This window comes from Bradyrhizobium sp. Unk1 (assembly GCF_059512345.1).
This window is the reverse complement of record NZ_JCAMOP010000059.1, coordinates 1-12190: the sequence shown is the minus strand read 5'-3', so window position 1 is coordinate 12190 and position 12190 is coordinate 1. Positions and strand designations below refer to the sequence as shown.

The 12190-nt window shown below is 60.7% G+C and carries 13 protein-coding genes; 9 read left to right on the top strand and 4 right to left on the bottom strand.

The genetic code is table 11. From position 1 onward, the window contains the following. Positions 1 to 7 precede the first annotated feature (7 nt). Positions 8 to 511 (bottom strand): MarR family winged helix-turn-helix transcriptional regulator, encoded by a 504-nt coding sequence (locus tag AC5ZFO_RS42600; protein ID WP_282518384.1) that lies wholly within the window; start codon positions 509 to 511, stop codon positions 8 to 10. Positions 512 to 801: 290 nt separating this feature from the next. On the opposite strand from AC5ZFO_RS42600, the gene AC5ZFO_RS42595 reads away from it, so the two are divergent. Genes AC5ZFO_RS42595 through AC5ZFO_RS42585 form a run of 3 tightly spaced genes read left to right on the top strand, consistent with a single transcriptional unit; the run spans position 802 to position 4765 of the window. Further along, a complete protein-coding gene (locus AC5ZFO_RS42595) occupies positions 802 to 3120 on the top strand; it encodes a bifunctional salicylyl-CoA 5-hydroxylase/oxidoreductase (RefSeq protein ID WP_496123700.1) in 2319 nt (772 codons plus the stop codon). Positions 3121 to 3136: 16 nt separating this feature from the next. Then, positions 3137 to 4315: an acyl-CoA dehydrogenase family protein gene (locus AC5ZFO_RS42590; RefSeq protein ID WP_282518382.1), complete on the top strand. Its 1179-nt coding sequence runs from the start codon at positions 3137 to 3139 to the stop codon at positions 4313 to 4315. Between the two features lie 18 nt (positions 4316 to 4333). Beyond that, the gene (locus AC5ZFO_RS42585; protein WP_282518381.1) at positions 4334 to 4765 is read left to right on the top strand and encodes a RidA family protein; all 432 of its coding nucleotides are present in this window, start codon (positions 4334 to 4336) and stop codon (positions 4763 to 4765) included. 52 nt (positions 4766 to 4817) lie between these two features. Here the strand turns inward: AC5ZFO_RS42585 and AC5ZFO_RS42580 are convergent, their stop codons facing one another. After that, positions 4818 to 5264 carry an MBL fold metallo-hydrolase gene (locus AC5ZFO_RS42580; protein ID WP_496123699.1) on the bottom strand — a complete coding sequence of 149 codons (447 nt, stop codon included), beginning with the start codon at positions 5262 to 5264 and terminating at the stop codon, positions 4818 to 4820. Between the two features lie 119 nt (positions 5265 to 5383). Here AC5ZFO_RS42580 and AC5ZFO_RS42575 point away from each other — a divergent pair, with 119 nt between their 5' ends. From AC5ZFO_RS42575 to AC5ZFO_RS42555, 5 genes are all read left to right on the top strand, one after another. Continuing rightward, positions 5384 to 5692: a DUF1330 domain-containing protein gene (locus AC5ZFO_RS42575; protein WP_496123698.1), complete on the top strand. Its 309-nt coding sequence runs from the start codon at positions 5384 to 5386 to the stop codon at positions 5690 to 5692. A 307-nt stretch (positions 5693 to 5999) separates the two neighbouring features. Further along, the gene (locus AC5ZFO_RS42570) at positions 6000 to 6230 is read left to right on the top strand and encodes a DUF6894 family protein (RefSeq protein WP_496123697.1); all 231 of its coding nucleotides are present in this window, start codon (positions 6000 to 6002) and stop codon (positions 6228 to 6230) included. 189 nt (positions 6231 to 6419) lie between these two features. After that, positions 6420 to 6605, top strand: a complete 186-nt coding sequence (locus AC5ZFO_RS42565) for a hypothetical protein (RefSeq protein ID WP_496123696.1) — start codon at positions 6420 to 6422, stop codon at positions 6603 to 6605. 235 nt (positions 6606 to 6840) lie between these two features. Then, the gene (locus AC5ZFO_RS42560; protein WP_496123695.1) at positions 6841 to 7005 is read left to right on the top strand and encodes a hypothetical protein; all 165 of its coding nucleotides are present in this window, start codon (positions 6841 to 6843) and stop codon (positions 7003 to 7005) included. A gap of 187 nt (positions 7006 to 7192) precedes the next feature. After that, positions 7193 to 7342 carry a hypothetical protein gene (locus AC5ZFO_RS42555; RefSeq protein ID WP_187387940.1) on the top strand — a complete coding sequence of 50 codons (150 nt, stop codon included), beginning with the start codon at positions 7193 to 7195 and terminating at the stop codon, positions 7340 to 7342. A gap of 1204 nt (positions 7343 to 8546) precedes the next feature. On the opposite strand, the gene AC5ZFO_RS42550 is transcribed toward AC5ZFO_RS42555, so the two are convergent. Both AC5ZFO_RS42550 and AC5ZFO_RS42545 read right to left on the bottom strand, forming a co-directional pair. Then, complete coding sequence (locus AC5ZFO_RS42550; protein ID WP_496123694.1) at positions 8547 to 8780, bottom strand: hypothetical protein; 234 nt, start codon at positions 8778 to 8780, stop codon at positions 8547 to 8549. A gap of 101 nt (positions 8781 to 8881) precedes the next feature. Then, entirely contained in the window at positions 8882 to 9895 is a 1014-nt protein-coding gene (locus AC5ZFO_RS42545) for a helix-turn-helix transcriptional regulator (RefSeq protein ID WP_496123693.1), read from the bottom strand. 1184 nt (positions 9896 to 11079) lie between these two features. Here AC5ZFO_RS42545 and AC5ZFO_RS42540 point away from each other — a divergent pair. Beyond that, a complete protein-coding gene (locus tag AC5ZFO_RS42540; protein WP_014493350.1) occupies positions 11080 to 11874 on the top strand; it encodes a class I SAM-dependent methyltransferase in 795 nt (264 codons plus the stop codon). Positions 11875 to 12190 lie beyond the last annotated feature (316 nt).

Here is a 12190-nt window from a genome sequence, read left to right as displayed (position 1 = left end):
GGTCCGCTCAGGGTTTTTGCAGTGCGTCCCTGACGGCGCCTTTGAGGTCGTCGAGCTCGCCGATCAATCCGTCGAAGCGGTCCGCCGGGAAATCGGCCAGCAGCTCGGCAAGCCACGCGCCGTGACTCTTGGCCATTCGCCTGAAGGTCTTGCGGCCTTCGACCGTCATGCAGACAATCTGCACGCGGCGGTCGAGGTTCGACGGCGTGCGGGTGATGTATCCATCCGCGACCAGGCGGTCCACGATCGGCGTGAGGTTCCCGGCCGAGACCATCAGCCGCTTGGGCAGCTCTCCCAGCACAAGCCCGCTCGGTTCTCGGTCGAGCTGAGCGAGAACATCGAAGCGGGGCATCGTGAAATCGAACTCATCGCGAAAACGGCGCCGCAGCTCGCCTTCGATGAGGGTCGTGCAGGCGAGCAGCCGGAGCCAGACCCGCGTTTGAGCCCTGTACTCGGCCTCCTGATCCGCCCCATTCTTTGAAACAGGCGTGGACTCCTTCGCGAGTGCCAATCGAATCTCCCGGGCTTGATGGCCTGACGAAAGCCGGCGCAGCTGTCGTGGTCACCGGCAAGATAGTTCGTGCCAAAAGTAAATTCAAGGCTGCGCCGGAGCGGCTCGGAATCGGCGCTACCGTGTGTCCAATTTACACTGAATCTCCAGATCGACGCCGCGGAGACCAGGCCGTGGGCCGGGTCTTTGCAGAACCGCCTTGACAAGATGCGTGCCGAGGAAATATTTTATGCTTAAAATAATTTGGGTGAAAGCTCGGCACACGGCGCGACGCGCGAAAGCGAGGGATCATGCGCATAGTCTGTATCGGCGGCGGCCCGGCCGGTCTCTATCTGGGCTTGCTGATGAAGCGCCGGCACCCGGAGCACGTCATCACGGTCGTCGAGCGCAACAAGCCCTACGATACGTTCGGCTGGGGCGTGGTGTTCTCCGACGCCATGATGACCGCGATGCGGATTGCCGATCCCGAGAGCGCCGCCGAGATCGAGGACGCCTTCAATCACTGGGACGATATCGAGCTCGTCTTCAAGGGAACGCGCCAGCGCACGAGCGGCCACGGCTTCATCGGCATCGGCCGCAAGCATCTGCTCAACATTCTCCAGAGGCGCTGCGAGGCGCTGGGCGTCGAGCTCGTCTTCGAGCGCGACGTCGAGTCCGATCTTGAATATCCCGACGCCGACCTGATCGTCGCCTGCGACGGCGTCAATTCCAGGATCCGCGCCCGTTACGCCGAGCAATTCCAGCCCGACATGGTGATCCGGCCGAACCGCTTCATCTGGCTCGGCACCAAGAAGGCGTTCGACGCCTTCACGTTCGATTTTCAGAAGACCGAGCACGGCTGGTTCCAGGCCCACATCTACAAGTTCGATGCAGAGACCTCGACCTTCATCGTCGAGACCACGGAAGCAGCCTACCAGGCCCACGGGCTCGACAAGCTCGATCAGCAGGGCTCGATCGAGTTCTGCGAAAAAATCTTTGCCGAGACGCTCGATGGCGCGAAGCTCCTGACCAATGCGCGCCATCTGCGCGGCTCGGCCTGGCTCAATTTCAGCCGCCTGATCTGCGGCAAATGGAGCGTGTTCAACGGCAAGTCTCATGTCGTGCTGATGGGGGACGCCGCGCACACCGCGCATTTCGCCATCGGATCGGGCACCAAGCTCGCGCTCGACGACGCCATCGAGCTCGCCAACCAGTTCGATCGCCATGGCCACGGTCGCGCCGGCATCGAAACCGTGCTCGACGCGTACGAGGAGGTGCGCCGCGTCGATGTCGCGCGCATCCAGAATGCGGCGCGCAACGCCATGGAATGGTTCGAGGTGGTCGGCCGGCGCTATGCCGATACGCTCGAGCCGCCGCAATTCTTCTATTCGATGCTGACACGCTCGCAGCGCATCAGCCACGAGAACCTTCGCCTGCGCGACCGCACCTGGCTGGAAGGTTTTGAGCGCTGGTTCGCCGAACGCGCGGGCATAGCGGTCAAGGACGGCGAGCGGGTGCCGCCGCCGATGCTGACGCCGCATCGCGTGCGCGGCCTTCCGCTTGCGAACCGCATCATGGTCTCGCCGATGGCGATGTATTCGGCGCAGGACGGGCTGATCGACGACTTCCACATCGCCCATCTCGGCGCGCGTGCCATGGGCGGCGCCGCGCTGGTCTTTGCCGAGATGACCTGCGTCTCGCCGGATGCGCGGATCACGCCGGGCTGCCTCGGGCTCTGGAACGATGCGCAAGCGGCGCAGTGGCGCCGCCTGGTCGATCTCGTTCACAGTGTCGGACACGCCAAGGTGGGAATTCAGCTCGGCCATGCCGGGCGGAAGGGCGCGACCCGGGTGCCGTGGGAAGGAATCGATCAGCCGCTGGTATCGGGGGATTGGCCTCTGATCTCCGCGTCGGCCTTGCCGTATTTGCCCCACAGCCAGTTGCCGCGGGCGATGGACCGCGGCGACATGGACCGCGTGCGGGACGATTTTGTCGCGGCAACACGTCGTGCCGCTGCCGCCGGCGTCGAGTGGCTCGAACTCCATTGCGCGCACGGTTATCTGCTGTCGAGCTTCCTCTCGCCGTTGACCAACCGGCGTACGGACGAATACGGCGGCAGCCATGAAAACCGCGCGCGCTTTCCGCTGGAGGTGTTCGAGGCCATGCGCGCGGTGTGGCCGCCCGATCGGCCGATGTCGGTGCGCCTGTCCTGCCATGACTGGACCGACGGCGGTAACATTCCGGCCGATGCGGCGGTCTTCGCTGCGATGTTCAAGGAGGCCGGGGCAGACCTGATCGATTGTTCATCGGGGCAGGTCTGGAAGGATGAGCGGCCGATCTATGGACGCCTGTTCCAGACGCCGTTCGCCGACCTGATACGCAACGAGGTCGGCATTGAGACCATCGCAGTCGGTGCGATCTCCGAGGCCGATCACGCCAATTCGATTCTCGCGGCCGGCCGCGCCGATCTCTGCGCCATCGCGCGGCCGCATCTTGCCGACCCGGCCTGGACGCTGCACGAAGCCGCACGCATCGGCATCACCAAGGTCGAGTGGCCGAAGCAGTATCTGTCCGCCAAGGGACAATACGAAACCAATCTGGCGCGCGCTGCGGCAGCTGGCGCGCAATGAGCGGAGGAGGGATCAGATGAGCTCCACGGAGAAAGTGATCCGGCGCGAATGGCTCGACTGGCCGTTTTTCGAGCCGCGTCATCATGCGGTCGGCGAGGCGCTCGACCGCTTCGTGCGGTCGGGCGCACTCGACACGATCGATCACACTGATGTCGATGGCGCCTGCCGCAAGCTCGTGCGTGCGATGGGCGAGGCGGGGGTGCTCGATTGCGCCGTCGCGGCGCCCGACGGCGATGCGACGACGATCGATTCACGCTCGATCTGCCTGTCGCGGGAGTCGCTGGCCTATGCCGATGGCCTCGCCGACTTCGCCTTCGCCATGCAGGGGTTGGGCTCCGGCGCGATCGCGCTCGGCGGCTCGGCGGACCTGCGCAAGGCCGTGCTGCCGAAAGTTCGCGCCGGCGAATGGCTGGCGGCCTTCGCGCTGTCCGAGAAGGAGGCAGGATCGGACGTCGCAGCGATGTCCTGCACGGCGCGGGCCGACGGCAACGACTACGTCATCGACGGCGAGAAGACCTGGATCTCCAACGGCGGCATTGCCGACGTCTACACGCTGTTTGCGCGAACGGGCGAGGCGCCGGGCGCCCGCGGCATCTCGGCCTTTGTCGTCTTCCCGGATGATCCCGGCTTCGGCATCGCCGACCGCATCGACGTCATCGCGCCGCATCCGCTGGCGACGTTGCGCTTCACCAATTGCCGGATTCCGTCGAGCCGTCGTCTCGCCGCGCCGGGCGGCGGGTTCAAGCTCGCAATGCAGACGCTGGATATTTTCCGTGCATCGGTCGCCGCTGCAGCCCTCGGCTTTGCCCGGCGAGCGCTCGACGAAGCGCTGTCGCATGCGCGCAGCCGGCACATGTTCGGTGCGACGCTGGGAGATCTCCAGCTGACCCAGGCCGCGCTCGGCGACATGGCGACGGAGACTGACGCCGCCGCGCTCCTGACCTACCGCGCGGCCTGGCGCCGCGACGTCCAGAAGCTTCCGACGACGCGCGAAGCTGCAATGGCGAAGCTGACGGCAACCGAGACCGCGCAGCGCGTCATCGACCGCGCCGTCCAGATGTTCGGTGGCCGCGGCGTGCGCAAGGGTGAGATCGTCGAAAGCCTTTACCGCGAAATCCGTGCGCTGCGCATCTACGAGGGCGCGACCGAGGTCCAGAAACTGATTGTCGCGCGCGATCTCCTGAAGCCGCGCTGAGAGGATTGAGAGCCCCGCATGACTACGATGAGAAAGCCGGAAGGCCCCGCGGCGAGCGGTCTGCAAGTGCTTCAGCCCGGCGGCTGGCCGCAGCCGAAGGGGTACGCGAACGGCATGATGGCGGAAGGACGTCTCGTTGTGACGGGTGGTGTCGTCGGCTGGGACATTGCAGGCCGGTTTGCTGATGGGTTTGTCGCACAGGTCCGGCAGGCACTCGAAAACATCGTCGCGATCCTGGCAGAGGGGGGCGCGCGGCCGGACCATCTCGTGCGCCTGACATGGTATGTCGTCGACATGGATGAATACACCGCGAATCTGAAGGCGCTCGGCAAGGCCTATCGCGAGGTGGTCGGCACCCACTACCCCAGCATGGCGCTCGTGCAGGTGGTGCGCCTCGTCGAGCCATCCGCGCGCGTCGAGATCGAAGCGACTGCCGTCGTCCCGCGCTGACGAGGGCGTGCGCGAAGGAGTGCTGCGGCCCATCGCGCGGGCTCATGGGCCGCTACGCGACCGGAATGAATGCATATCCTCGTCCTTCTTCGACCACTCTGCCGATGCCTGGTCGACCCAAATGAGCGCCGGCCAGCCATGTCTGCGCATTTGCTGCGTCCTGGAGCAACTTGATCCGGGTAGCCCTCGCCACGGCTTCGTCATCGTCATAGGTCCAGGTAAGGTCCGGACGGGAAAACTGTGCGGCGGGAACGTGGATGAGGTCGCCGCAGAATAGGACATCGTCCTCGTCAGCGTTGAGGAGATAACCCATATGGCCCCGAGCGTGCCCAGGTATATCCACCGCCAGTAAATGTTCGGCCAGCCGATCTCCTCCGTTAATGGGGGCAAGGAGCGAACGAAACTGCTCCAGCACCGGCTCGGCAAGAAACTCCTCGACGGCGTCTTCCCCTATCACAATCTTCCTCAGGTCATTAAAGGCTCGTCGACCGTCAGGCATCAGGAGCCACTCAACTCAAGCCCAACGGTGTCGTCAACCCGACGGAACCATGCACCGCAGAGCAATTTAACCCCCAGCGGCCCCTCTTGATTTGAGAATGCAGAGATGAGGAGGACAGCATGCCGAACGGGTATTGGATCGGGCGCATCGATGTGATCAAACCCGAATACACCAAAGCCTACGGCCCCGCCCTCGCGGCGGTGCTCCGCGAATACGACGCGAAATTCCTGGTGCGGGGCGGCACCTTCGAGGCGGTGGAGGGCAAGGCGCGCGACCGCAACATCGTGATCGAGTTCAAGGACTACGAAACCGCGCTCGCCTGCTACCGTTCACCTGAATACACCAAGGCGAGGGCACTGCGCGCGGGCGCCGTGGACATCGATATCATCGTGATCGAAGGCTACGACGGCCCGCAGCTCACGGACTGAGCCCCGCTTTGGCGGCGCGCACCACGCAGCTGAATTTTGCCTCGTAGTTCGTTCGCACCGCCGAATGTCTCCGTCTGGCCCGTAGCTGACCATCCCTGCGAGCACCCCGATGTCTGCTGCTAGGCGGTGAACGGACAAAGCTCCTGCAAGATGCCGAGGTCAGCCTTTCATCCATAGCCGACGCAGGCTGGTTCCTTGGCTGCCTGCCTCTATAATCCTTTGCCGTCCTGTCCCAGTGGCCTACGTTGAATTCGGCGCAGAGTAGACCGGGTTAGGAACTGCGACGACTAACCTGTGTTAATCGGCAATGCCGAGATACTTCTTCAACGTTCATAGTTCAGACCCAAGCACCGATGACACAGGAGAGGATTTGCCGGACGATGAAGCGGCGTGGCATGAAGCTACGGTCTTTGCTGCCGAAGTCTTGAAGGACATCGACGGGAGGTTTCGCCCTGGGCAAGAATGGTCGCTAGAGGTGACAGACGAAGCTGGCAAGCCGATCTTCTTCATCAACATTGGGTCTAGGAAATTGAAGTAAGGCCCGCCTCAGCTAACGGCCTCGTCGTTTTTGCGCCACTTGGCCCTTAGCCGAACCCCCTGATCCTATTGGACGTTGTTGTCGGCGGAAGACCGGACCTCGGGCGACGCTCGCCCAAACCGCCTCTTTTGATCCCAGAGTTGAATTTGTAACTGGTATATGCACGCTGGTTCCAGACAGGAACCGGCAATGACGCTGGATGAGAAGGTCGGCCGAGCACAGCGTCACGTTGACAGTGGCAGGCTGATCATTGAGCGTCAGCGAGCGATTGTTGCCCGCCACGGAATGCAAGCCTCAGTCGACCTCCTAAAACTGTTCGAGCAGATACAGCAGAATTTCGAGTTGGACTTGGCCGATCTGCTCAGAAAGAAGTAAGGCCATTTCGCTTGGCGGCCTCTTTCGTTCTCGTGTCGAGGAATTCCGCTCGTGGCCCAAGGCCGACATGAAGCCATTCGGACTTCAATGTCGCTCTCTGAGAGCAAAGCGGACGCGCGACCTACAAGAGTTCCTTCACCTTGATCTAGGGATACATCCGAATAGGCAATAGCCGAACATCGCTTCGCGCTGGAGAGTGAGGCCGCTGCTGCTGGGGGCGAACCGGAGATATCCGATGGGTGCGGCAGGCTGGCGCTTTGCGCATATGAAGAGAACTCTTCGCGTCCGGGCGGTCGTTGTTGGCGTGCTGGAAGAGTTGCCGTTTATCTGCCCGGTGGTGGTCGCAATCGGCTCGCTGGTCATGATCGGCATCACTCTTTACAAGGATTGGCCGCAGTGAGCCGCGTTACACGGCCGGAGCTGCTTTTGCGACCTCAGTATTGAGGTGTTCCTCTAGGCGGGCCGACGACCATGCGCTCGTTAATCTCTTCTCTGTGGATTGCGCGCGCAAACTTCTATATTTGCAGCTTTCAATAGTGCGCACTCAAATCGAAGGTGCTTCTCTGTGGAGAAGGAGAGGCTGATCGATGACCCAGTTCAATTCTGTCTTTGTCGCGATTGCTCTGGCGCTCACTGCCTACTTTGCCGTAGCCGCTTGGCAAGCCACAGCAGATGATCGCCGCGATCAGGCTTATATTCATAGGATGGAACCATCTGCGGCGTTAACGCAACAGTAGCGGAGGAACGTGCATCGACCATCATTTGTGAGCGGTCAGGGTGTCTCCGCCCGGCTAGGATCGCCGCGATGGCTGGACGAAAACCGATCTTACCTAACGATGTTTTGCTAATAGTTGCGATCAACGTTGTCGTCGCGGTTGTGGTCTATTACTTGATCGTACTTTGGGGATTGATGGAGGGCTGAGGCAACAATCGGACAGGCGGGTGAGCCTGCCAACCTCGACGTGACTGGATCACGTGCGGCCTCTCACATCACAATTAAACCGTGATCCGGCAACGGCCGCTGCAGCGCCTTCGCCTCGTCCCAAGGCGCGCGCATCTAGACATCGCAAACCTCGACAGCGCGGTGCGAAAGTATTGATGGCGCCGCTTGTGTTCAGACTTAGCTCGTCCGTACCTTGGCATCCCGCAAGCGCCGAACGTAGTAGCCTTGTCTCTCAACGGCCAACTTAATCTCGTCGCTGACCTTAGAAACTCTTTTCTTGCTCTTCCGCCATTTGCTCGATGAACCAAATGCCGGGATCGGAGAGCCCTTGCTTAAGACGAGAAAATCACGTTTATGATTGAAATAAATTTCAAACATCTTTACCCCCGACCGACTAGCTTAATGTCTCGGACGTCTGCACGGCAATTGATGCGCAGCGCGGTAAATTTGCCGCCGCACTTCAAATCTAGACGCGACCCGACGCAACCCCACCCCCCTGTGAACAGCGGGGATGATGCTGCCAATTAATTCTCCAGCAACAATTTTTGCTTGTATGTTGTTCGTATGTCACGCTCGCACACTAGCTCTCTTCTTGATCAATACGAATTAGCGATCGACGAGATCGTCGCCGCTTGTGACGGTGACGTGCGCGGCGCGCTTAGGGCCTTGATACTTGTCAATGAGCAGCTAGAGCAAAGTTTGGAGCGGATAAGCGCTCAATTAGATGATCAGTCAGAGGATCATCAGCCAAGGGAAATCCTCACTAGCCGCCGCGGCTCGCTCCACTGACGCAATACAGCCGAGCCGGCGCGCGGTTGGGGCCTGCCTTACCGTACCAGCACGGCACTGTGTTGCGCCTGACCGGCGCCGGATGGTCGAAAGACATGCTCGGCATCAGCTATAGGTTGCCAACGCGGTGGTCGAGGTGCGCGGAGTGTACTCGCCGTCGAAGCCCGATTAAAGCGTTGGATCGGGCTCCCATATGGCCTGCTAGCTAATCAGGTGAAGAGCCGCAATCCGGTCTCCGCTCGCGTCGTTGGGGTCTGCCTGCCAACGATGCGCCGCAGCTCGGCCGCGACGCCGTCCAGCACCGCGCGCTTCTCCTTCATCCGCTTGGAATGGCTATAGACCTTGCCGGTGACAGTCGGCACGACGACTTCGGCCTTTTTGCTCGCGGCATGATCGAGACATTTCGCGATCCATGCGTCGTCAAATCCGAGATCACCGGCCAAGGTCGCTGCCGAACGGCGCAGATCGTGCGGCGAAACTCTTTCAGCCCTGTAGCCCCGGTGCGCGCTGCCTGCCGTCCTGCGAGGTCGAACTGTCCGCGTTTTCAACGGCCGTCGCCCGCGCATTGTGAGGGGGCGCAGGATGACTTCTGCCGCACCATCGATGCGGCGCGCACGCCTGATGGCGTCTCGCCGAAGTGTCGGCGGAACGAGCGATTAAAATGAGAGACATCACCAAAGCCGACTGCAAACGCGATATCGATGATGGCCAAATGCAGATGGTGCGGGTCAGTCAACATCGCGAAGGCACGCTCAAGCCGACACGCTGCAAGGTGCTCGGTGAACGACTTTCCGGTCTCTTCGAGCAACTTTTGCACGTATCGCCGCGACATACCGAGCGCTCCAGCAACATTGTTCAGATCGACATTGGGATCGCCGAAGCGTTGCGCGACCTCCGCCAGGATCGCCTGCAGCTTGGCTGCCTTCACACCACGCTCCGTAACGAGGTTTGCAGATTCGACGGTCGGCCCGAGCGTCGCGGCCACAAGATCGAGGAGATGTGTGCCGACGGTGGAGGCGAGTTTTGATGACGGAGGTTCCTTGAAGGATGCGAGCGATTGCAGGTAGAGGTGGAGCAGGCGAAGCGCCGGTCCAGGACGCACCGGCCGACCTGATAGATCTTCCGGCTGTGCAACCAGCGACCTAAGGGCGGCAGCCGGCACGGTCACGAATTTGACGCTGGCGCCACGCGACCCAAATACTCGCAGCAGCCTTCCCCGGTCAACCAAACAAGCGGCGCCGACATCATAGACATGTTCCTGGCCAGCATTTGCAAATTGGACCGGGCCAGCTTCGACGATGTTAAGTCCGAATTGGTCACGGCTATCCTTGAGGTGGCGTTTGTGACGGATAAACTCCACCGGCGTGGTGACGATGCTACAAACGCCAACCGGGCCGAGCGGCAAGTAGGTGACATTGATACGCGGGCGGCCGCCGCTGTGATCTATCACGTCCAAGGCGAGGTTCAGCCGCGTAAACTCTTCACGGAACGTGGAGAACCTTGTTCGCTCCGGCAGCATCTCAGTCGACCATCGCACAAGGGGAGATGACGTTGGCATGCCGGCCTCCCGTTTCGGTGCCCAACCACGCAAGAACGACTGAGCGCCCGAACGAAATCTGTAAATTCCTCGAATGACGCCAAGACTGAGACAATATCGGACCGCAGCTTCGCTGCAGGTGTGAGGTGGATTACAAATGGAGGTAGGGACCTCAAGAAAATGATGAGGAATTTCCCGTCAGGCTTTCGATGCTGACACGGTTCGCATCGAGGTTGCTATGATGCGCGAAATGCCGCAAGGGCACGAAGAATGTGCGTGCGCAACTTTCAGGATGCGCATGTGTGATCCACAGCCGATACGACTGGCGTCACTCCTCAAAAGGTGAAGAAAACGCCGTGCCTAAAGGCCGCCAACCGAGACGGCTTGCTTCTTTAGCAAGCCCACATCATCCGCGAGTTGCGGGCGGCCGGAAAAGCCAGTCTACGTTCCATTGCAGAGGAGCGGAACGAAGCCGGCAACTCGGTTGCGCGTGCGGAAGGCTCAGTTTGCTCGGTTCAGCGGTTGCGAGTGTCTTGACCATCGCAAGATCGAATGGGGTTGGGATAGAAGCAGCGATGCGGGCCCGAATGGGATCGCCCAAAAATGTCACTGCAATCGTGATCATCACTACAGATACTAGGACTACGAGCACATCAGTCATGATGCGCCTCGAAAAGTGCTTCGTCATGATTTGAACCCCTCACAACCAATGACGCGCGTGTGCGCAGCTATAATCAATTTCGCATGCAAATGGGTATGTGAATGGGAGTTCGCCGCACGTAGCGGATCGTCCCTTTATAGCGCAGCAGTCACCAACTATGTGGCAGCGATCCAGACCCAATTTAGCGGATGCGTCAAAACTGATGTCCTCGCAGGACGCTATAGCTTCCACGTCGTGCATCGCACGGACACGACAGGATGGTCGAGGGTCCTATGGAGGGCGACGAAAAGCGCGGGGACCGTGCGACCGAACCTATCGAGAATATCTGGCGCGAGAAAATCCGTGGTTGCAGTTGCAGAGGACATGCATCTGTTTCGGACGCGCGCTCATATCATCGCGCTAGGCGGTCTACCTTGAACTGAGACATTGTGCCGCAACCGATTTGTAAACTGTGGTTGAGGTTCGTCTTGCGTGCCAATGTTCTCATCACGCCGGGCTCAAGCGACTGAGCTGATTATTCCATCGAGATCGAGGAGTAAATTTCATGGCGCAAATTCTTGCTCATAACCTCAAACCCGCCGCGACTTGGGGTTCCGGCGGCGCGTCCTACGATACCGTGAGCCAAAGTATAGCAGACGCCATTGATCACGTCGTGAATCGAATCTGGCCGCAACCGGGAGAGCGCATCCTTGACGTTGCGACAGGCACGGGCTGGACTGCGCGGCGGTTATCTAATCGAGGCGCAAAGGTGACTGGTATCGATATTGGTGAAGGCGTTATCGAGGCGGCGAAACTGATTGCACCGGAGATCGACTTCAAGGTCGGCGATGCCGAAGCGCTGGAATTTCCGGATCAAAGCTTTGACTGTGTGACTTCGACGTTCGGTGTCATGTTTGTCTCGCGCCCCGAGGCTGCAGCTGCCGAGTTGGCACGTGTCACGCGCAAGGGCGGGCGACTGGGGTTGGTCACTTGGCTGCCTGGCAGTGCGGTTGAAGAAATATTCCAGACAATGCGGCCATACATGCCGCCACCGCCTGACAATCCTCCTCCTTCGCCATTTGCGTGGGGCCGGGAAGGCCGCGTTCGGGAATTGCTTGGCGATACATTCGATCTGGCCTTTGAACCTGGCACCACGGTACTCCGCATGCCGAGCGGCCAAACGGTATGGGACATATTTGTGACTGGCTATGGTCCGACAAAAACGCTCGCCGCATCGCTGGACCCTGAAAGGCGCACGGCACTTCAACGAGACTTCATCGCGATGCATGAGAAGCACCGCTCGCCGGTCGGGTTAGCCATGCCGCGCGACTATCTCTGTACGATTGGAACTCGAAAATAGCGCACCCTGCACTGCGTGCCCATCAGCCATCCTGCGCAACGTATCCGCAGTCGACCAAGCGTCCCATCATCGACCTCGACGCGAGCGCGTCAACGCGGGGCCTCCGTTGTGTCCGGCACGTTGTCCACCGCAATCGGTAGCGGCTTGCCTCTCCCGCTCGGGGGCGGCGCATCCCCGCGTGTGCGGCCGGAGCTATCACCGAGGAGTAACACCAAACTTGAGGCGCACAACGGGTGGGGTTAGGCTTCCGGCGAAGTGAAGAAGCAATGGCCTGATAACCCGGCGGTGGTTTACATGCGCCATACGATTAAGACCG

Excerpts from the sequence above, each read along its gene's own strand:
- AC5ZFO_RS42575 (WP_496123698.1), top strand. The coding sequence starts at position 5,384 with ATGCCGAACGGGTATTGGATCGGGCGCATCGATGTGATCAAACCCGAA.
- AC5ZFO_RS42585 (WP_282518381.1), top strand. The coding sequence starts at position 4,334 with ATGACTACGATGAGAAAGCCGGAAGGCCCCGCGGCGAGCGGTCTGCAA.
- AC5ZFO_RS42560 (WP_496123695.1), top strand. The coding sequence starts at position 6,841 with ATGGGTGCGGCAGGCTGGCGCTTTGCGCATATGAAGAGAACTCTTCGC.
- AC5ZFO_RS42570 (WP_496123697.1), top strand. The coding sequence starts at position 6,000 with ATGCCGAGATACTTCTTCAACGTTCATAGTTCAGACCCAAGCACCGAT.
- AC5ZFO_RS42590 (WP_282518382.1), top strand. The coding sequence starts at position 3,137 with ATGAGCTCCACGGAGAAAGTGATCCGGCGCGAATGGCTCGACTGGCCG.
- AC5ZFO_RS42545 (WP_496123693.1), bottom strand. The coding sequence starts at position 9,895 with ATGCCAACGTCATCTCCCCTTGTGCGATGGTCGACTGAGATGCTGCCG.
- AC5ZFO_RS42595 (WP_496123700.1), top strand. The coding sequence starts at position 802 with ATGCGCATAGTCTGTATCGGCGGCGGCCCGGCCGGTCTCTATCTGGGC.
- AC5ZFO_RS42540 (WP_014493350.1), top strand. The coding sequence starts at position 11,080 with ATGGCGCAAATTCTTGCTCATAACCTCAAACCCGCCGCGACTTGGGGT.
- AC5ZFO_RS42555 (WP_187387940.1), top strand. The coding sequence starts at position 7,193 with ATGACCCAGTTCAATTCTGTCTTTGTCGCGATTGCTCTGGCGCTCACT.
- AC5ZFO_RS42580 (WP_496123699.1), bottom strand. The coding sequence starts at position 5,264 with ATGCCTGACGGTCGACGAGCCTTTAATGACCTGAGGAAGATTGTGATA.
- AC5ZFO_RS42565 (WP_496123696.1), top strand. The coding sequence starts at position 6,420 with ATGACGCTGGATGAGAAGGTCGGCCGAGCACAGCGTCACGTTGACAGT.